The organism is Bradyrhizobium sp. AT1, assembly GCF_001590795.1.
In the GTDB taxonomy this organism is placed as follows: Bacteria; Pseudomonadota; Alphaproteobacteria; order Rhizobiales; family Xanthobacteraceae; genus Bradyrhizobium.
Genome location: NZ_JXDL01000001.1, coordinates 5,123,758 through 5,139,779, shown reverse-complemented (window position 1 = coordinate 5,139,779; position 16,022 = coordinate 5,123,758). Strand labels below are relative to the sequence as shown.

The window sequence follows — 16,022 nt, the reverse complement described above, 5'->3', positions numbered from 1 at the left end:
GCTTCTCGTGACCGCGATGACCGGCATCAGCCGGGGAGCAGGAAAATGGACGACCGCGAGCCTAGGGGGCATTCGCTAAGGGCGGCTTAATCGGGGCCGCGGGAGCTGGAGAAACGGCCCGGTGAGCGTTTGCCGGCCTGTGCGATAAATACAACTTTTTCAATAAGATAGATGCCAGGAAAGGTTCATTGCATCTTCTTCTGCGCGGGCACGGCCGGCTTCACGGGCGTCACCTGGGCTTGCGGCTGTGGCGCTGCGGATTCCGGCGTGGCGATCGCGATCGCGAACAGACGCCATTGCCCGGCCACGACCTGGAAGGTGAGATCGAACTGGATCTGCTGCGGGCGGGTCGGAATGTAACCGGCAAGCCGCAGCATTCCGCGCTGATCGAGCGCGGGCGCATCGCTGAATTGCGGCGCCAGCAACGCCGCACCATAGAGATCGAAGTTGCGGCGCCGCAGGTCGAGAAAATTCAGCCCGAGATCGGCGGCGGTGTTGCGCGCCTGGAAGTCCGGCGCCGCGAGGTCGCGCAGCACCGTGTAATTGCCCGTGCGGTTGGCATCGTTGAGCGTGAGCAGCGTCGAGCGGATCAGATAGAGCGCCTTCTCCAGCGTCACCGGCAACGACGGCTGCGCCGGGACCGGCTCAGGCGTCTTCTGCTGAGCCATCGCCGCGTCGTTCGTGCAGGACAGCAGCAGCGCCAGTGCCATCATGGCCCGTGCAATCAATCGCATGGAACGCTCCTGCCAGCCTTCACCAGCCGACCCGCATGCCGACGCGACCGCCCAATCCGCCGCCGTTCGTGCCATAGGTCAGCCCGCCGCTGGCCTGCACGTGCTCGCTGACGCGCAGCGCCGCGCTCATCGAGAGCGCGTTGGTGTTCTGGAACGTTCCCCAGTTCATGCTCATCGCGATCTTCTCGGACGGCATCAACCAAGGCGAGCCGGACATCGCAAAGGCCATCGCGACACCGTTGACCGCCTTGCCGGTCCTGCCGTCGAGGTCGTTGAGGCGGGCATTGATGCTTGCGAGCTGGCTGTTGATGCCGGCGATATCCGCGGGGCTCGCAAAGCCGAGCGCACTGAGCGAGGTGGAGGCGAGATTGCCGGCAGCGTCCGTGGTGACGAGCTGCACGGGCCCGGACTGCGCGGCCGTGCTCGCGGCCGAGGTGACGCCTGTCATCGTGTAGGTATTGCTCGCGGTCCCCAGGACCTGCTGGTTCGCGCGGGTCGCGGTGGCGCCATTGCCGATCGCGGTGGAATTCGCGAAGGTTGCCGATGCACCATTGCCGAACGCCGAGGAATTTGCGCCGGTGGCGTTGGAGCCGTTGCCCACCGCGGTGTTCGCGACGCCATTTCCGCTCGCGTTGGCGCCGTTTCCGACCGCAATGTTGAAGCTGCCGGTGCCGCTGGCATTGGATTGTGCACCGTTCGCGATATTCCTCGAATTGGCGCCGTTGGCATTCGCCAGATAGCCGGTCGCCGCGTTGGAGCTGTTGGCGCCATACGCGTTGGCGGCGTTACCGGTGGCGACGTTGTTGCTTCCGGACCCGCTCGCGTTGGTATTCACGCCGGTCGCGATATTGAAGCTGTTGTCGCCGGTCGCGTTGGAGTTGGGGCCTGTCGCGATGTTGCCGCTGCCGTTGCCGTAGGCGTTGGCGTTGGTCCCCGTCGCGGTGTTGGCGCTGCCGTCCCCGTAAGCCCTGGCGACAAACCCGGTCGCAACATTTCTGCTGTTGTTGCCGGAGGCATTGGAACTGCGCCCGGTCGCAACGTTCCTGCTGTTGTCGCCGTTGGCCAGGGCGGTGAGCCCGGACGCGAGATTACCGCTGTTGTTGCCGCTGGCGTTGGCTCCGGCGCCGGCCGCGATATTGGCACTGTTGTCACCGCCGGCCTGCGCGTTGTTTCCGGAGGCCATGTTTTTGCTGCTGTCGCCGCTGGCGATGGCTCCCGCTCCGGTCGCGCTGTTGAAGCTGTTGTTGCCGCTGGCGTTGGCATTGTTTCCGGTCGCAATATTGGAGCTGGTGTGGCCGCTGGCATTGGCGGAACCGACGGCAATATTGCTGCTGGCATTTCCGTCAGCGTAAGCGCCGCTCCCGATCGCGGAGTTGTTGCTGCCCGCCCCCGGAGCGGAGGCGGAGGGCCCGCAGGCAAAATTGCCTCCAGAGCCGGCCGCACTGGCGCCTTGATCGGACAGGGTACCATCGACGCAGATGAACTGGGCCCGGGCTTGCGACGCGCCGGCACAGGCCGCGATCGCGGCAAGCAGCGCGGTTGCGAGACAAGCAGCGATTCGCGCGCGCGATGAAATCATCATGTTGGTCCCCACCCCGTCCTCCAACCTTGCGACCGGCAAGTGGCGCACGAAGAACGAAGACCGCCGTCACGTTCAGCCCCAGGCCGCCACCGCGTCAAACCGATTGACGTTTGCGCGGCACGGCGACACTCAAAGCATGCAGTCCATGGCTTTGGAAGACGCCGGATGCGCGAGGGACCGCGCGGCATTGCGTCCTCCCATATTCATGGGGTGCGGGGCCGGCGCCCGGCTTCTCAGCCCGCGCACGCCTTTCGCGAAGCCGCCGGACGGTTGGTCGGATCGCGAGCTGTTGCACGGATCCCACAACCCGGCGCGAGCTTCGGTTTCCCTCGGGAATGAGGGCCGTGCGCCCGTGAAAATCATGTGGGCCCACCCCATCTTCCGCTTTCTCTGCCCGCCCCCCGACGAAATCGAGATCCATGACCGAACAGACGCTCGCTGCGCCTATCGACGCCCCATCGGAACAGCCGCGCGGCTTCTCGCGCTACCAGGCGCTTCTCATCGCGCTGCTCGCGTTCACGCAATTCACCATCATCCTCGACTTCATCATCATGTCGCCGCTCGGCGCCATCCTGATGCCCGCGCTCGACATCACCGCCACCCAATTCGGCGTCGCGGTGTCGGCCTATGCGTTCAGTGCGGGGATTTCGGGCGTGCTGGCCGCCGGCTTCGCCGATCGCTTCGATCGCAAGCGCCTGCTGCTGTTCTTCTATGTCGGCTTCACCCTCGGCACCATGCTTTGCGCCGCCGCGCAGAATTACCACGTGCTGCTGCTCGGCCGGATCGTGACCGGACTGTTCGGCGGCGTGATCGGCTCGGTCGTGCTCGCCATCGTCACCGATTTATTTCCGCTGCATTTGCGCGGCCGCGTGATGGGCTTCATCCAGACCGCGTTCGCCGCAAGCCAAGTGCTCGGCATTCCCGCCGGGCTGTTCCTCGCCAATCACTGGAGCTGGCAGCTCTGCTTCGTCGCGATCGTCGGGTTGTCGATCATCACGATCGCCATCATCGCCTGCGCCATGGAGCCGGTCGACGCGCATCTCAAGCTGAAGCAGGACAGGAACCCGTTCCACCACCTGATCGCAACGGTCTTCGAGCCGCGTTACACGCTGGCCTTCGCCGTCACGACCTTGCTTGCGACCGGCGGTTACATGCTGATGCCGTTCTCCAGCGCCTTCACCGTGCATAATCTCGGCATCGACATGGCGCATCTGCCGACGATCTATCTGGTCTCCGGCCTGTTCAGCATCGTCACCGGGCCGCTGGTCGGCCGCGCCAGCGACGCCTTCGGCAAATATCCGACCTTCGTGTTCGGCTGCGCGATGACCGTCGTCATGGTGCTGATCTACACCCATCTCGGCCACGTCTCGCTCACGACCGCGATCATCGTCAACGTGCTGATGTTCATCGGCATCTTTTCACGGATGATCCCGTCACAGGCGCTGATGTCGGCGATCCCCGACCCCACCCAGCGCGGCTCGTTCAGCGCGGTCAGCGCCTCGCTACAGCAGCTCTCCGGCGGCCTCGGCTCGGTGCTCGCCGGCGCGATCATCGCGCAAGCCGCGGACGGCTCGCTGATCCATTTCGACCGGATCGGCTACGTCGTCGTCACGACGACGATCATTACGCTGGTGATGATGTATTTCGTGCAGAAGGCGGTGGCGGAGCGGACGGGGAAGCGGGTGGTGTGAGGGGGCGAGCTGAGGCTTGATGCAGCGATGGCCCAATAATAGTTATTGGAACGACGCGAGTGGAGCAAATCGACATGGCTGTCAGCGCAGATCTTGGCGAAACCCTTGAAGACTTTGTGAAAAAGCTGGTCGAATCGGGCCGGTACCACTCCAAGAGCGAGGTGTTGCGGGAGGGCGTACGGTTGATTCAGGAGCGCGAAGCCCGCTTGGCCGCTCTGGATGCCGCGATCTCACGCGGGATTGAGGACGCCGATGCCGGACGGGTCAAATCGAGCTCCGAAGTTTTTGACCGGCTGGAAGCGAGTTTGGCGGCCAAGGCCGACCGCACGTGATCGTCGTCCTCACCGGGGAGGCGGAGGCCGACCTTGAGGAAATCGCGTCATATGTCGCCGAGCAAAGTCCGCGCAGCGCGCTCACGCTCATCCGCGGGTTGCGCGAGAAGTGCGAATCCCTTGCTGAGGCGCCACGCGGCTATCCCTTGGTCCCGCGCTACGAAAACAAAGGCATTCGCCGGCGACCGTTCGGGAGCTATTTGATCTTCTATCGTGTCGGAATTGATGTGATCGAGGTGATCCACATCCTCCACGGCGCACGAGACTACGAGCCGTTACTCTTCCCAGAGGATTAGAGTCGATATCGATCGCCAAGTGCAGTTCGCACAAGCATAACATGGTGCCCAGGAAAGGACTCGAACCTTCACGGCCGTTAAGCCACTGGCACCTGAAGCCAGCGCGTCTACCAATTCCACCACCTGGGCATGCCGTTTGGGGCACGGAGGCGGTTACTACGGTTCGGTGACGCCGTTGTCAATTCATGCTTCAAGCCCGGTTCGGGATGCCGATTGCGCATTGCAAACCGGCCCGATACAAGCCTGACAAGACGCACTCTTTTCCGCAGGAACGGCTCTCATGGCATCGAATCTGGAAACTCTCGTCACGGTTTTCGGCGGATCGGGGTTTTTGGGCCGGAATGTCGTCCGGGCCCTGTGCAAGCGCGATTACCGGGTCCGGGTTGCGGTCCGGCGCCCGGAACTGGCCGGGTACCTCCAGCCCTCCGGCAGGGTCGGGCAGGTCCACACCGTGCAGGCGAACCTGCGCTATCCGGCCTCGGTCGAGGCGGCGCTGCGTGATTCGCATATCGTGATCAATCTGGTCGGCGTCCTCACGGAAGCCGGCGGGCAGACCTTCGACGCCGTCCAGGCCAAGGGCGCCGAAACGGTCGCCAAGGCAGCGGCCGCGGCGGGTGCCCGCCTGGTGCATGTCTCGGCGATCGGGGCCGACGCCGAATCGCCTTCCCGCTATGCCAGGGCCAAGGCGGCCGGCGAAGCCGCGGTCCTGGCGGCGGTGCCCTCGGCCACGATCTTCCGCCCCTCCGTGATGTTCGGCCCCGAGGACCAGTTCACCAACCGCTTCGCCGCGCTGGCCCGGATGTCGCCGGTGCTGCCGCTGATCGGCGGCGAGACCAAGATGCAGCCGGTCTATGTCGGCGACGTCGCCACCGCGATCGCGGATGCCGTCGACGGCAAGGCCAAGGCGGGCGCGACCTACGAGCTCGGCGGCGCGGAAGTGCTGACCATGCGCGAGATCATCGAGGCCATCCTCGCCATCACCGACCGCGAGCGGATGCTGGTGCCGCTGTCGTTCGGCCTCGCCCGCTTCAAGGCCGCCTTCCTGCAATTCGCGCCGGGCGCGTTCAAGCTGACGCCGGACCAGGTCACGCTGCTCGAGCGCGACAATGTCGTGTCTGACGCGGCGAAGGCCGCCGGCCTGACGCTGGAGGGGCTCGGCATCGCTGCCGATTCGCTGGAAGCGATCGCCCCGCAATATCTCTGGCGTTTTCGTGCGGCGGGGCAGTTTCAGCGCATGGGCGTGTGAGGCTCGTCTTCACCGCGCCCCTCAAAACTTCAGCTTCTTGAACACCGCTTCCGGCAGCGCCTTGATGATCAGCATCACGAGGCGCCACTTGCCGCTGACATAGACGACGTCGGTCTTGTTCTCGACGGCGGCAAGGATCGCATCGCCGACCACCGGCGCTTCGACGGTGAGCGGGCCGATCAGCTTCATGCCCTCGGTCATCCTGGTGCGGACGAAGCCGGGCTTGACGGTGACAACATGCACGCCGCCGCGGCTGGCGCGGGCGCGCAGACCGGACAGGAACGCGGAGAAGCCGGCCTTGGCCGAGCCATAGACGTAGTTCGAAGCGCGGCCGCGATCGCCGGCCACCGACGACACGCCGACCAGCGTGCCGCTGCCGCGGGCCAGAAACTTCTCCGCGAACAGGCCGAGGATCAGCGCGGGACCTTCGTAGTTCGAGCGCATGATCGCGCTGGCGTGGGCAAGGTCGCTCTCGGCATTTTCCTGCACGCCGAGCAGGCCGACGATCGAGATAACGACATCGGGCAACCCTGGAAGGCTCGCGACGAAACCGTCGAACGAGGCGGTGTCGAGCACATCGAATCTGTGCAGACCGACCTCGACATTGTAGCGCGCGCGCAGATCGGCGGCGTCAGGCTCCAGCGCGGCGACGTCGCGGCCTGCGAGGGCGACATCGTAGCCCGCCTTGGCGAAGGCGCGCGCTGCAGCGCGGCCGATATCGGAGGAGCCGCCGAGCACCAATACGGATTTGCGTGATGTCACGGGTTAGACCTCATCGAACAGACGCTGTGAAAGTTTCGATCTTATGTTGCCGGCGGGATCGAGCGATTTGCAGATCGCGTTGAAACGCTGCAAGGCAGGATAGCCCGCCGCGAAGGTCGCGCGCGACTGCCGCGCGTCTTTCGCCAGATACAGCCGTCCGCCGGCGGCGACGACCAGGCGATCGATCTCGTCGAGAAAATTCAGGATGTCGCCCTTCACCGGGAAATCCAGCGCCAGCGTGTAGCCGGGGAGCGGGAACGACAGGATGCCGTCGCCCTGGCCGAGCTTCTTGAGCACGGCAAGAAAGGAAGCATCGCCGCGCCGTGCGACGCGATCGAGGATCTCGCCGAGCACGGCGCGCGCTCCCGCTTCCGGAATCACGCATTGATGCTGGAGGAAGCCGCGCTTGCCATAGATGCGGTTCCACTCACCGATGCTGTCGAGTGGAAAGAAATAGGGATAGAGCGAGACCACTCGGCTGCTGCCGGCACGCCGCGCGCCCATGCGATAATACAGCTCGTTGAAGGCGCGGATGCTGGCGCGGTTCAGTGCCAGCGACGGCAGGTCGACCGGCACGCTGAGGCCGGGATCCTTGCCCACCGGAAAAACATCGGCGCCGTCTGCCAGTTCGTCCCTGCCCGCGTGCTCGCCGAGATAGATCAGCGAACGGCCGAGATCGCGTCCCCGTGCCACGCAGTCGATCCATGCCACCGAATAGGTCGCCTCATCGCTCGCCGCGAGCGCGCGCATCGCGGCATCGAGATCGGAGGCGGAGATCACGCGTTCGCGGATCCAACCGGTCTCGACCCGCCGCAGCCGCATCGTCGCTTCCAGGATGATGCCGGTCAGGCCCATGCCGCCGACGGTCGCGAAAAAGGCGTCGGCGTTCTGCTCGCGCGAGGCCTCGATGACCTCGCCCTGTCCGGTGCGCAGCAACAGGCTGTCGACGTAGCGGCCGAAGCCGCCTTCGCAATGATGGTTCTTGCCGTGCACGTCGGCCGCGATGGCGCCGCCGACCGAGACGAACCGTGTGCCCGGCACGACGAAGGGCAGGAAGCCGCGCGGGCCAAAGGTGTCGATCAGATCCGACAGGAGAACGCCGGCCTCCAGGCGGATGCGGCCCGTCACCGGGTCGAACGACCTGACCCGGTCGAAGCCGGTCATCGCGACGGTCCTGACGGCGCCGATCGCGGCATCGCCATAGGCGCGGCCGTTGCCGCGCGCGACGGTGCCGGACGAGACGGCCTCGCCCACCGCCGCGAACGAGCGCGGACGCAGCACGTCGCTATCGACGACCGGGAAACGCCCCCAGCCGCTGACAAGGGTCATGGTTTCGGGCTCCGCCTGCGGGCCACCCCGCTCCGGGAACTGCCTACCGGTCAAAAGCTGATATTGGGTTGAGAGCGTGGAGAAACGTAGCCCGGATGGAGCGCAAGCGTAATCCGGGTTGGTACTACGTACTACAACGGACGCCGGTCCCGGATTGCGCTACGCTCCATCCGGGCTACGGATCACGGGCTTATCGCCCCAACGCCAGCGCGATCAGGCCGAGTGTGCCGACGATGACGCGCCACCAGGCGAACACCACGAAGCCATGCCGGGTAACGTATTCCAGGAACGTCTTGACCACGATGATCGCGGTGATGAACGACACCACGAAGCCGATCGCGACGATGCCCATATGGTCCATCGTCATCTCGGAGCGGTTCTTGTAGAAATCGTAGGCGAACGCGCCGATCATGGTGGGGATGGCGAGGAAGAACGAGAACTCCGCCGCCGCGCGCTTGTCGGCGCCCAAAAACATCGCGGCGACGATGCTGGCGCCGGAACGCGACACGCCCGGGATCATCGCCACGCACTGCGCGATGCCGATATAGAGATACATCAGCAGCGGAAACCTTGTGGCGTCATGCTCGCGCGGCTTGAGATCGAGCTTGTCGACCCAGAGCAGGATGGCGCCGCCGACGATCAGCGTGAAGCACACCACCCACGGATTGAACAGCACACTCTTGATGTATTTGCCGGCAACGAGGCCGACGATAACAGCGGGCAGGAACGCCACCAGCACGCCGACCACGAAGCGACGCGAATAGGTGTCGCCCGTGAAGAAGCCGATCACGACATCCCAGAGCTTCTTGAAGTAAAGCCCGACGATCGCGAGGATCGCACCCAACTGGATCAGAACCGTAAACGAATCCCAGAAGGCGCCTTCACCGAGATGGAAGAAGCGTTCCGCGAGGAGCAAATGGCCGGTCGAGGACACGGGAAGGAACTCGGTCACACCCTCGATGATGCCGAGGATCACTGCCCGTATTGCATCTGACATATTTACGGTCCATTTCGGCTGGAAAAGCGGGGCTCTTCTCGCCTATTCGCCCCCATGCCGCAATCGCAAAATGCGAAATCACGCCCTTGCTTCGCGGTTTTGAAGGACTAGTGTGGCGCCGCACAAACATTGATGGATTCTTAAGCACCATCACATAGTCAAAGGCTTCATGTTTACGCTGTTTCATCATCCGTTCTGTCCGCATTCGCGCTTCATCCGCCTGATCGCGGGCGAATACGGGCTCGATCTCAAGCTGGTCGAAGAGCGCAGCTGGGAACGGCGCGAGGCGTTTCTGCTGCTCAATGCGGCCGGCACGACGCCTGTTCTGGTGGACGACGAGCAACCGCCGATCCCGGGCGCGGCGATCATCGCCGAATATGTCGACGAGGCCTATGGCGCCGAGATGGGACCCAAGCGCCTGATGCCGGAAACGATCTCCGAGCGCGTCGAAGTGCGCCGGCTAATGGCCTGGTTCAACGAAAAGTTCTTCGAGGAGGTCTCGCACCCTCTCGTCACCGAGCGCATCTACAAGCGCTTCATGAGCGAGGAGAACGGCGGGGGTGCGCCTTCCGCCGACGTGATGCGCGCCGCCAAGGCCAATGTGCGCTATCATCTGGCCTATATCGGCTGGCTGGCGCAGACGCGCAATTTCCTCGCCGGCGACCGGCTCACCTACGCGGACCTCGCCGCCGCGGCGCATCTCTCGGCGATCGACTATCTGGGCGACGTGCCATGGAGCGAGGACGATTCAGCAAAGGCGTGGTACGCGCGGGTGAAGTCCCGCCCGTCGTTCCGTCCGCTGCTGAGCGAATGGCTGGCCGGCGTGCCGGCGTCGCGGACCTACGTGGACCTGGATTTCTGAGCTCCGATCCGACTGAACTGAAAACCGCGCTTGAACGCGAGGCCCGTGCGCTCGGCTTCGACTGCGTCGGCATCACAGCTCCCGGCACGATCGACAAGGCAGGAGCGCATTTTCTCGAATTCATCGCCTCAGGCGGTCACGGTGACATGGACTGGCTCGCCGCGCAGCCGGAGCGCCGGGTTGATCCACGCGGACTGTGGGCCGACGTGCGCAGTGTGATCATGCTCGGCGTCAATTACGGCCCCGATTCCGATCCGCTCGCCATTCTCAAGCAGCGCACGCGCGCGGCGATCTCGGTCTATGCGCAAGGCGATGACTATCACGACCTCATCAAGAAGCGGCTGAAAGCGCTGGCGCGCTGGCTGGTCGCGACCGCGCCAAGCGAGGTGAAGGTGTTCGTCGACACCGCGGCCGTGATGGAGAAGCCCTTGGCGCAAACCGCGCATCTCGGCTGGCAGGGCAAGCACACCAATCTCGTCTCGCGCGGGTTCGGCTCGTGGCTGTTCCTCGGCGCGATCTACACCACGCTGGAGCTGCCGCGCGACGAGGCCGAGATTGATCATTGCGGCTCGTGCCAGGCCTGCCTCGACATCTGCCCCACCGCAGCGTTCCCCGCGCCCTACAAGCTCGACGCGCGGCGCTGCATCTCCTACCTCACCATCGAGAACAAGGGACCGATCCCGCGCGAGTTTCGCAAAGCCATCGGCAACCGCATCTATGGCTGCGACGACTGCCTCGCGGCGTGCCCCTGGAATAAGTTCGCGCAGGAGGGACGCGAGGCCAAGCTCGCCGCACGTGACGAATTGCGTGCGCCTCAACTTGCGGAGCTTGCACGGCTCGACGACGCCGCGTTTCGCGCGCTGTTCACAAAATCCCCGGTGAAACGCATCGGCCGCGACCGCTTCTTGCGCAACGTGCTGATCGCGATCGGCAACTCGCGCGATGCGACGCTGGCCGAGGAGGCACGACGATTGCTGGATGACGCAAGCCCGCTGGTGCGCGGGGCGGCGGTGTGGGCGCTGGGGCAGTTGGTGGAGCGGGATGAGTTTGCGGCGCTTCGCGCAAATGCCATTGCCAACGAGCACGACGATAGCGTGCGTGAGGAGTGGGAGCACGCTTCCTAACCCTCGGTGTCATTCCCCGCGAAGGCGGGGAATCCAGTACGCCGCGGCCTATCGACTCAATCACTGACGTCTCGGAGTACTGGATCGCCCGGTCAAGCCGGGCGATGACACCTGTTGTTGTGGCTGTCACGCGCGCCCACCACACTTGATTTCCCCACCCGTTCCCGCAATCTCGCGCGCATGACAAACATGCCTTTCTTCACCCGCGACGGCGACACATTCCATCCGACGGAAGTGGCCAACGGTCCGTGGGATCCAAAATCGCTGCACGGGCGCGTCATCATCGGCCTGCTCGGCTTCGCCATCGAGGAGCGCCATTCGGGCCCCGAATTCGTGCCGGCGCGGCTCACGGTCGACATGTACAAGCTGCCGACGATCGACAAGCCGATCGAGGTGACCACGCGTCTCGTGCGCGACGGCCTGCGCATTCGCGTGGTCGAAGCGGAGTTCGTCTCCGGCGGCGTCAGCATGGCGCGGGCCTCGTGCCAATTGTTGCGCAAGACGCAAAATCCGGACGGCAATGTCTGGTCGCCGCCGAACTGGGATGTGCCCAAGCCATCAGACATTCCCAAGCCCACCGATCCCAGGCTCGGCATGAACGGCAAATGGACGACGCGCCCCATCGTCGGCCACATGGGCTCGCTCGGACCGCGCCGGCTGTGGATGAGCGAGGTGCGCGAGCTCGTTGAGGGCGTGCCGATGACGCCGTTCGTCCACGTCGCCACCGGCGCCGATTTCGCCAGCCCGTTTGCGAACGCGGGCGACAACGGGCTCGGCTACATCAACAGCGACGTGACGATCTATCTGCACCGCCTGCCGGTGACGAACTGGATCGGCTTCGAGGTGGTGAACCATCACGGCACCGACGGCGTCGCGATCGGCGAATGCTGGCTCTATGACGAGCAGGGCCCGATCGGCACCGCGACGGTCGCAGCGCTGGCGCAGCGCAAGCCGATCGTGAACCCGTCGAAGCGGTAGCGAGCGCGTCTCTCTCCGCTCGTCATTCCGGGATGCGCCGTCAGGCGCAGACCCGGAATCCATTTGGCTACAGGCCCCGAGGAGAAATGGATTCCGGGTTCGCGCTTCGCGCGCCCCGGAATGACGGTCAGGTGAGATGCCGCTGCATCTCCGGCCGCTGCTTCAATTCCATGCCCTGCTTGGCGACGATCTTCGCGATTCTTTCAGGCGCGAACTTCAGATCGACAAACGCAGGCGCGGTGTTGGCGACTTCGTGATAGTCGGCAATCTTGCTGTCCTGCAGCGTCATGATTGCGACACCCTCGAACATCGCCCGCGCGCCATTCGCTTCCGGCAGCGTCGAGCGATAACTGAAGGTGTAGCGCGCATAGAGCGTGGTGCCGTCGGTGACGGGGTCATGCATGTCCCAGCGAAAATCGGTCGCCGTGCGATAGAACCAGTCGTCGATCATTTCGGCGATCTTGTCGCGGCCTGCGAAGGCGCCGTAGAAGACGTCGTGATAGACGCCGTCCTCGGTGAAGAGCTCGGCAAAGGCGCGGCCGTTGCGTTGCTCGACGGCGTCACAGAAGGCGCGCAGCATGGCGATGGTGGTCATCGTGTTTGCCTCCCGAAGTAAGAAGACACTTCACCCGATCTCCGCCACCGCGGCAAGAATGCGTGCGATGTCCTGCGGGCGGGAGAGGCGGTGATCGCCGTCCTGAATCATGGTCAGCACCACGTCGTCGGCCGGCAGGCGGTGCGTCAGCGCGAAGGCGTGCTGCCAAGGCACATCAGGATCCTGCGCACCTTGCAGGATGCGGACCGGGCAGCCGAGATCGATGGCGCTGCCGAGCACGAGATGATTGCGCCCCTCCTCGATCAGGTTCCGCGTGATCGGATAGGGCGAGCCGTCGCCATAGTCCGACGGCCTCATCCAGACGCCCTTGGTCTCGATCTCCTTCTTCACCGCAGGCGAAAAATTCTTCCACATCAGCTCTTCGGTAAAATCAGGCGCCGGCGCGATCAGCACGAGCCCGGCCAGCGAGGCCTTGCCGGCTCGCTTCCTGATCTCGCGCGCGAGCAGCAGCGCCATCCAGCCGCCCATGGACGAGCCGATCAGGACCTGCGGGCCCTCGCAGAAGCGCTCGAATACCGCCACGCTGTCCTCGAGCCAGCTGCCAATGGTTCCATCGGCGAAATTGCCGCCGGATTCGCCGTGGCCGGAATAGTCGAACCGGACCATTGCGCGGCCATGCTCCCTGGCCCAGGCATCCAGCGCCAGGGCCTTGCCGCCCTGCATGTCCGACTTGAACCCGCCGAGCCAGACCAATCCGGGCCCCTGCCCGCGCCGGCTGCGAACCGCGATCCTGCGTGCGGACTGACCCTCGCCCACATCGATGAAGTCAGGCACGGTATCGGGAATTGCTGAGATCATGGAACGTTTACTCTGGCTGTGCGGTTTGGGTTGTCCGGGGTGCCGCCTGCGACGCGACCGGATGCAGCATCGGCCCTTTGGGACGCTTGCGGAACGGACGCAAGGTGTCTATGTCGGTCACCGTGCCCTGGCGTGGCCAAAATACCTCGCATTTGAGGGTTTTCGCGCTCCGCACGAGCGAATTGCTTGCCGGCAAACCTATCTTCCTTCAAAATAGCCGCTTCTTTCACAACTTTGGAGAACCACCCATTCGCCGTCCTAATAAAGCTCCGCCCGCTGCCAGCAAAGACGGGCCGCGCATCAATGACGACATTCGCAATGCGCAGATCCAGCTGATCGACGCGGCCGGTGACAACAAAGGCACCGTCGAGACAGTTATGGCAATCCGCATGGCTCAGGAAGCCGGCATGGATCTGGTCGAGATCTCGCCGAACGTCAGCCCTCCCGTCTGCAAGATCATGGACTACGGGAAGTACAAGTATTCCGCGCAGAAGAAAGCCGCCGAAGCCCGCAAGCGGCAGAAGACCGTCGAGATCAAGGAGATCAAGCTCCGCCCGATGATCGACGATCACGATTACGACGTGAAGATGCGCGCGATGCAGCGGTTCTTCGAAGAGGGCGACAAGGTCAAGATCACGCTGCGCTATCGCGGTCGCGAAATGGCGCATCAGGAGATCGGCACCAAGCTGCTGGACAAGATCAAGACCGACGTCGCCGAGCTCGCCAAGGTCGAGCAGGACGCGCGCTTCGAAGGCCGCCAGGTCGTCATGGTGCTGGCGCCGCGCTGACGCCGGTTGGTTAGGACTGAGAGTTCAACGGCCCGTCCGGATTTCCGGCGGGCCGTTTTGTTTTTGGCAAGATGCAGCCGCGAGCACCGCTGCAACCTCCGCTGCTTGCGGTGGAGGGAGAGCACCGATCGCCTGGTGACAGCTATGTCCGTGTCGCCTGCCAGGTGCCGCTGCAGGCGTCGCCGGAAATGATGCCCTTCCACGAGCCGGCGCCGTTGACGCCGGCGAGCCGGCCGCCACCGTTGGCATGCGACGCGCCGACCGAGACCTGGACCGCGACCGCGCCGCCGCGCTTGACCGTGCCGGAGACCCGGCCGCCGCCGGCGGACGAGACCCGGCTACCCGTGACGGTGAAGGGCACGCTGTAGCCCGAGCTGCAATTGCCCCTTGTGGTGGCGAAGGTGACATTCCAGATCCCGTCATAGCTGCCGGCGCGGGCATCGGCGGTCGAGGGCAGCGCGGCCGTGGCGAGTACGGCGAACAGCGCCAGATGGCGCGGGCGGGCGAAATCGGTCAAAGACGACAGCGATAGGGAAAATGGGGCCATTTTGGTCCTGCTCCGGGCGACAGACTTGGACATGAGGGCAGCAATTCCGGATAGTCGCCGGGCATGTTCCGCCGGTTCATCGTTGCCAATTGGCTCGTCCTCTGCCATAAGCCCAGCCTTCATCGCCCGGCTGATTAAGGGCTGCCGTGGCGGTGTTTCGTGCGGGTTTCGCGCTTGTTCGTAAAACCTGAGCACAATCAACGCTCTAACGAGCATTTTTGACGGCCAGCCGCCTTCGCGGGCGGAATTCTGTGGCCTTTGAGGAGAGCCAAATGCCCAAGCTGAAGACCAAATCGGGCGCTAAAAAGCGCTTCAAGGTGACTGCCACAGGCAAAGTGATGTTCGCCCATCGCGGCAAGCGTCACGGCATGATCAAGCGGACGAAGAAGCAGATCCGTCAGCTGCGCGGCACCGCGGTGCTGTTCAAGACCGACGGCGACAACGTCAAGAAGTACTTCTTGCCGAACGCCTGATCGCGTCCACGATCATTGCCAGCTCCGCCGCGTCTTCGCGGCGATCCGAAACCAAGTCATCTCTGAAGGATATTCGTCATGTCTCGCGTCAAACGCGGTGTGACCGCCCACGCCAAGCACAAGAAAGTCTACAAGGCCGCCAAGGGCTTCTACGGCCGCCGCAAGAACACCATCCGCGCCGCCAAGCCGGCCGTGGAGAAGGCCCAGCAGTACGCGTTCCGTGATCGCAAGCGCAAGAAGCGGACGTTCCGCGCGCTCTGGATCCAGCGCATCAATGCTGCCGTCCGTCCGTTCGGCCTGACCTACAGCCGATTTATCGACGGCATGGCCAAGTCGGGGATCACCGTGGATCGCAAGGTGCTGTCGGATCTCGCGGTCCACGAGCCCGCCGCGTTCCAGGCGATCGCCGAGAAGGCCAAGGCCGCGCTCGCGGCGTAAGCCGTCCTCCGCTGTGTTCTGCGCAGCGTTTCGCTTGTGATGGCCCGGACAGAGGCGCGCCTTGCGCCTTGGTGCCCCGGCCGTCATCTCTCGCGCCAATACATCTCTCCGACGTGGAAGCCCGGCGCATCTGACGCGAAGACGCGCTTCGCGCTTTTGAGCCGGGCGTAACGGGCTAGGATCATCGGCTCAGCATCCTGGCCAAAAGGGATTGCCATGACCGATCTTGCCCAGCTCCAAGCCCAGATCACCGCCGACATCGCCGCGGCCGCAGATGAGGCGGCGTTGGAAGCCGTGCGCGTCGCGGCCCTCGGCAAGAAGGGCTCAATCTCCGCGCTGCTCGCGACGCTCGGCAAGATGTCGCCCGACGAGCGCAAAACGCAGGGCGCGGCGATCAATCAGGCCAAGGATGAGGTCACCCAGGCGCTC

The 16,022-nt window shown here is 64.3% G+C and carries 19 protein-coding genes, 1 tRNA gene and 1 pseudogene; 12 read left to right on the top strand and 9 right to left on the bottom strand.

Annotated elements, in window-relative coordinates; all coding sequences use genetic code 11:
* Window positions 1-185 precede the first annotated feature (185 nt).
* Window positions 186-734 carry a hypothetical protein gene (locus SE92_RS23895; protein ID WP_063198855.1) on the bottom strand — a complete coding sequence of 183 codons (549 nt, stop codon included), beginning with the start codon at window positions 732-734 and terminating at the stop codon, window positions 186-188.
* A 19-nt stretch (window positions 735-753) separates the two neighbouring features.
* Window positions 754-1,917 (bottom strand): hypothetical protein, encoded by a 1,164-nt coding sequence (locus SE92_RS23890; protein ID WP_063203724.1) that lies wholly within the window; start codon window positions 1,915-1,917, stop codon window positions 754-756.
* On the opposite strand from SE92_RS23890, the gene SE92_RS36790 reads away from it, so the two are divergent.
* The 4 genes from SE92_RS36790 (at window position 1,916) to SE92_RS23875 (ending at window position 4,635) form a co-directional block, all read left to right on the top strand.
* Window positions 1,916-2,086, top strand: a complete 171-nt coding sequence (locus SE92_RS36790; protein WP_198172771.1) for a hypothetical protein — start codon at window positions 1,916-1,918, stop codon at window positions 2,084-2,086. The genes SE92_RS23890 and SE92_RS36790 overlap by 2 nt on opposite strands.
* Window positions 2,087-2,735: 649 nt before the next feature.
* A complete protein-coding gene (locus SE92_RS23885; RefSeq protein ID WP_063198854.1) occupies window positions 2,736-4,007 on the top strand; it encodes an MFS transporter in 1,272 nt (423 codons plus the stop codon).
* A gap of 74 nt (window positions 4,008-4,081) precedes the next feature.
* Entirely contained in the window at window positions 4,082-4,339 is a 258-nt protein-coding gene (locus SE92_RS23880; RefSeq protein WP_063203723.1) for a type II toxin-antitoxin system ParD family antitoxin, read from the top strand.
* A complete protein-coding gene (locus SE92_RS23875) occupies window positions 4,336-4,635 on the top strand; it encodes a type II toxin-antitoxin system RelE/ParE family toxin (protein ID WP_063198852.1) in 300 nt (99 codons plus the stop codon). Before SE92_RS23880 ends, SE92_RS23875 begins: the two co-directional genes overlap by 4 nt.
* Window positions 4,636-4,677: 42 nt before the next feature.
* Here SE92_RS23875 and SE92_RS23870 read toward each other — a convergent pair.
* A tRNA-Leu gene (locus SE92_RS23870) sits at window positions 4,678-4,764 on the bottom strand.
* A 151-nt stretch (window positions 4,765-4,915) separates the two neighbouring features.
* On the opposite strand from SE92_RS23870, the gene SE92_RS23865 reads away from it, so the two are divergent.
* The gene (locus SE92_RS23865) at window positions 4,916-5,881 is read left to right on the top strand and encodes a complex I NDUFA9 subunit family protein (protein WP_063198850.1); all 966 of its coding nucleotides are present in this window, start codon (window positions 4,916-4,918) and stop codon (window positions 5,879-5,881) included.
* 21 nt (window positions 5,882-5,902) lie between these two features.
* Here SE92_RS23865 and SE92_RS23860 read toward each other — a convergent pair whose 3' ends face one another.
* From SE92_RS23860 to SE92_RS23850, 3 genes are all read right to left on the bottom strand, one after another.
* A complete protein-coding gene (locus tag SE92_RS23860) occupies window positions 5,903-6,643 on the bottom strand; it encodes an SDR family oxidoreductase (protein WP_063198848.1) in 741 nt (246 codons plus the stop codon).
* 3 nt (window positions 6,644-6,646) lie between these two features.
* On the bottom strand, window positions 6,647-7,972 hold the full coding sequence (locus tag SE92_RS23855; protein WP_063203722.1) for an FAD-binding oxidoreductase: 1,326 nt from the start codon (window positions 7,970-7,972) through the stop codon (window positions 6,647-6,649).
* A gap of 190 nt (window positions 7,973-8,162) precedes the next feature.
* Window positions 8,163-8,969 (bottom strand): undecaprenyl-diphosphate phosphatase, encoded by an 807-nt coding sequence (locus tag SE92_RS23850; protein WP_063198846.1) that lies wholly within the window; start codon window positions 8,967-8,969, stop codon window positions 8,163-8,165.
* A gap of 169 nt (window positions 8,970-9,138) precedes the next feature.
* Here SE92_RS23850 and SE92_RS23845 point away from each other — a divergent pair, with 169 nt between their 5' ends.
* The 3 genes from SE92_RS23845 (at window position 9,139) to SE92_RS23835 (ending at window position 11,933) form a co-directional block, all read left to right on the top strand.
* Window positions 9,139-9,831, top strand: coding sequence for a glutathione S-transferase family protein (locus SE92_RS23845; protein WP_063198845.1), 693 nt, complete (start codon window positions 9,139-9,141; stop codon window positions 9,829-9,831).
* Window positions 9,780-10,955: a tRNA epoxyqueuosine(34) reductase QueG gene (gene queG, locus SE92_RS23840; protein ID WP_063198843.1), complete on the top strand. Its 1,176-nt coding sequence runs from the start codon at window positions 9,780-9,782 to the stop codon at window positions 10,953-10,955. The genes SE92_RS23845 and queG overlap by 52 nt, the downstream gene beginning before the upstream one ends.
* Before the next feature lie 180 nt (window positions 10,956-11,135).
* Window positions 11,136-11,933: an acyl-CoA thioesterase domain-containing protein gene (locus SE92_RS23835; RefSeq protein ID WP_063198841.1), complete on the top strand. Its 798-nt coding sequence runs from the start codon at window positions 11,136-11,138 to the stop codon at window positions 11,931-11,933.
* Window positions 11,934-12,060: 127 nt separating this feature from the next.
* Here the strand turns inward: SE92_RS23835 and SE92_RS23830 are convergent, their stop codons facing one another.
* Window positions 12,061-12,528, bottom strand: coding sequence for a nuclear transport factor 2 family protein (locus tag SE92_RS23830; RefSeq protein ID WP_063198839.1), 468 nt, complete (start codon window positions 12,526-12,528; stop codon window positions 12,061-12,063).
* A 30-nt stretch (window positions 12,529-12,558) separates the two neighbouring features.
* The gene (locus SE92_RS23825; RefSeq protein WP_063198838.1) at window positions 12,559-13,347 is read right to left on the bottom strand and encodes an alpha/beta hydrolase; all 789 of its coding nucleotides are present in this window, start codon (window positions 13,345-13,347) and stop codon (window positions 12,559-12,561) included.
* A gap of 248 nt (window positions 13,348-13,595) precedes the next feature.
* On the opposite strand from SE92_RS23825, the gene infC reads away from it, so the two are divergent.
* The gene (infC, locus tag SE92_RS23820; protein WP_080672213.1) at window positions 13,596-14,135 is read left to right on the top strand and encodes a translation initiation factor IF-3; all 540 of its coding nucleotides are present in this window, start codon (window positions 13,596-13,598) and stop codon (window positions 14,133-14,135) included.
* Window positions 14,136-14,277: 142 nt separating this feature from the next.
* On the opposite strand, the gene SE92_RS23815 is transcribed toward infC, so the two are convergent.
* Window positions 14,278-14,682, bottom strand: a complete 405-nt coding sequence (locus SE92_RS23815; RefSeq protein ID WP_063203720.1) for a hypothetical protein — start codon at window positions 14,680-14,682, stop codon at window positions 14,278-14,280.
* A gap of 272 nt (window positions 14,683-14,954) precedes the next feature.
* Between SE92_RS23815 and rpmI the strand changes: the two genes are divergently transcribed.
* The 3 genes and pseudogenes from rpmI to SE92_RS23800 form a co-directional block, all read left to right on the top strand.
* Window positions 14,955-15,155, top strand: coding sequence for a 50S ribosomal protein L35 (gene rpmI / locus SE92_RS23810; RefSeq protein WP_008143958.1), 201 nt, complete (start codon window positions 14,955-14,957; stop codon window positions 15,153-15,155).
* A gap of 78 nt (window positions 15,156-15,233) precedes the next feature.
* On the top strand, window positions 15,234-15,593 hold the full coding sequence (rplT, locus tag SE92_RS23805) for a 50S ribosomal protein L20 (protein WP_063198836.1): 360 nt from the start codon (window positions 15,234-15,236) through the stop codon (window positions 15,591-15,593).
* A 216-nt stretch (window positions 15,594-15,809) separates the two neighbouring features.
* Window positions 15,810-16,022: pseudogene (locus SE92_RS23800) on the top strand (phenylalanine--tRNA ligase subunit alpha); the annotation flags it as partial.

Excerpts from the sequence above, each read along its gene's own strand:
- SE92_RS23895 (WP_063198855.1), bottom strand. The coding sequence starts at position 734 with ATGCGATTGATTGCACGGGCCATGATGGCACTGGCGCTGCTGCTGTCC.
- SE92_RS36790 (WP_198172771.1), top strand. The coding sequence starts at position 1,916 with ATGTTTTTGCTGCTGTCGCCGCTGGCGATGGCTCCCGCTCCGGTCGCG.
- SE92_RS23890 (WP_063203724.1), bottom strand. The coding sequence starts at position 1,917 with ATGGCCTCCGGAAACAACGCGCAGGCCGGCGGTGACAACAGTGCCAAT.
- SE92_RS23885 (WP_063198854.1), top strand. The coding sequence starts at position 2,736 with ATGACCGAACAGACGCTCGCTGCGCCTATCGACGCCCCATCGGAACAG.
- SE92_RS23880 (WP_063203723.1), top strand. The coding sequence starts at position 4,082 with ATGGCTGTCAGCGCAGATCTTGGCGAAACCCTTGAAGACTTTGTGAAA.
- SE92_RS23865 (WP_063198850.1), top strand. The coding sequence starts at position 4,916 with ATGGCATCGAATCTGGAAACTCTCGTCACGGTTTTCGGCGGATCGGGG.
- SE92_RS23855 (WP_063203722.1), bottom strand. The coding sequence starts at position 7,972 with ATGACCCTTGTCAGCGGCTGGGGGCGTTTCCCGGTCGTCGATAGCGAC.
- SE92_RS23850 (WP_063198846.1), bottom strand. The coding sequence starts at position 8,969 with ATGTCAGATGCAATACGGGCAGTGATCCTCGGCATCATCGAGGGTGTG.
- SE92_RS23845 (WP_063198845.1), top strand. The coding sequence starts at position 9,139 with ATGTTTACGCTGTTTCATCATCCGTTCTGTCCGCATTCGCGCTTCATC.
- queG (WP_063198843.1), top strand. The coding sequence starts at position 9,780 with ATGGCTGGCCGGCGTGCCGGCGTCGCGGACCTACGTGGACCTGGATTT.
- SE92_RS23835 (WP_063198841.1), top strand. The coding sequence starts at position 11,136 with ATGACAAACATGCCTTTCTTCACCCGCGACGGCGACACATTCCATCCG.
- SE92_RS23830 (WP_063198839.1), bottom strand. The coding sequence starts at position 12,528 with ATGACCACCATCGCCATGCTGCGCGCCTTCTGTGACGCCGTCGAGCAA.
- SE92_RS23825 (WP_063198838.1), bottom strand. The coding sequence starts at position 13,347 with ATGATCTCAGCAATTCCCGATACCGTGCCTGACTTCATCGATGTGGGC.
- SE92_RS23815 (WP_063203720.1), bottom strand. The coding sequence starts at position 14,682 with ATGGCCCCATTTTCCCTATCGCTGTCGTCTTTGACCGATTTCGCCCGC.
- rpmI (WP_008143958.1), top strand. The coding sequence starts at position 14,955 with ATGCCCAAGCTGAAGACCAAATCGGGCGCTAAAAAGCGCTTCAAGGTG.
- rplT (WP_063198836.1), top strand. The coding sequence starts at position 15,234 with ATGTCTCGCGTCAAACGCGGTGTGACCGCCCACGCCAAGCACAAGAAA.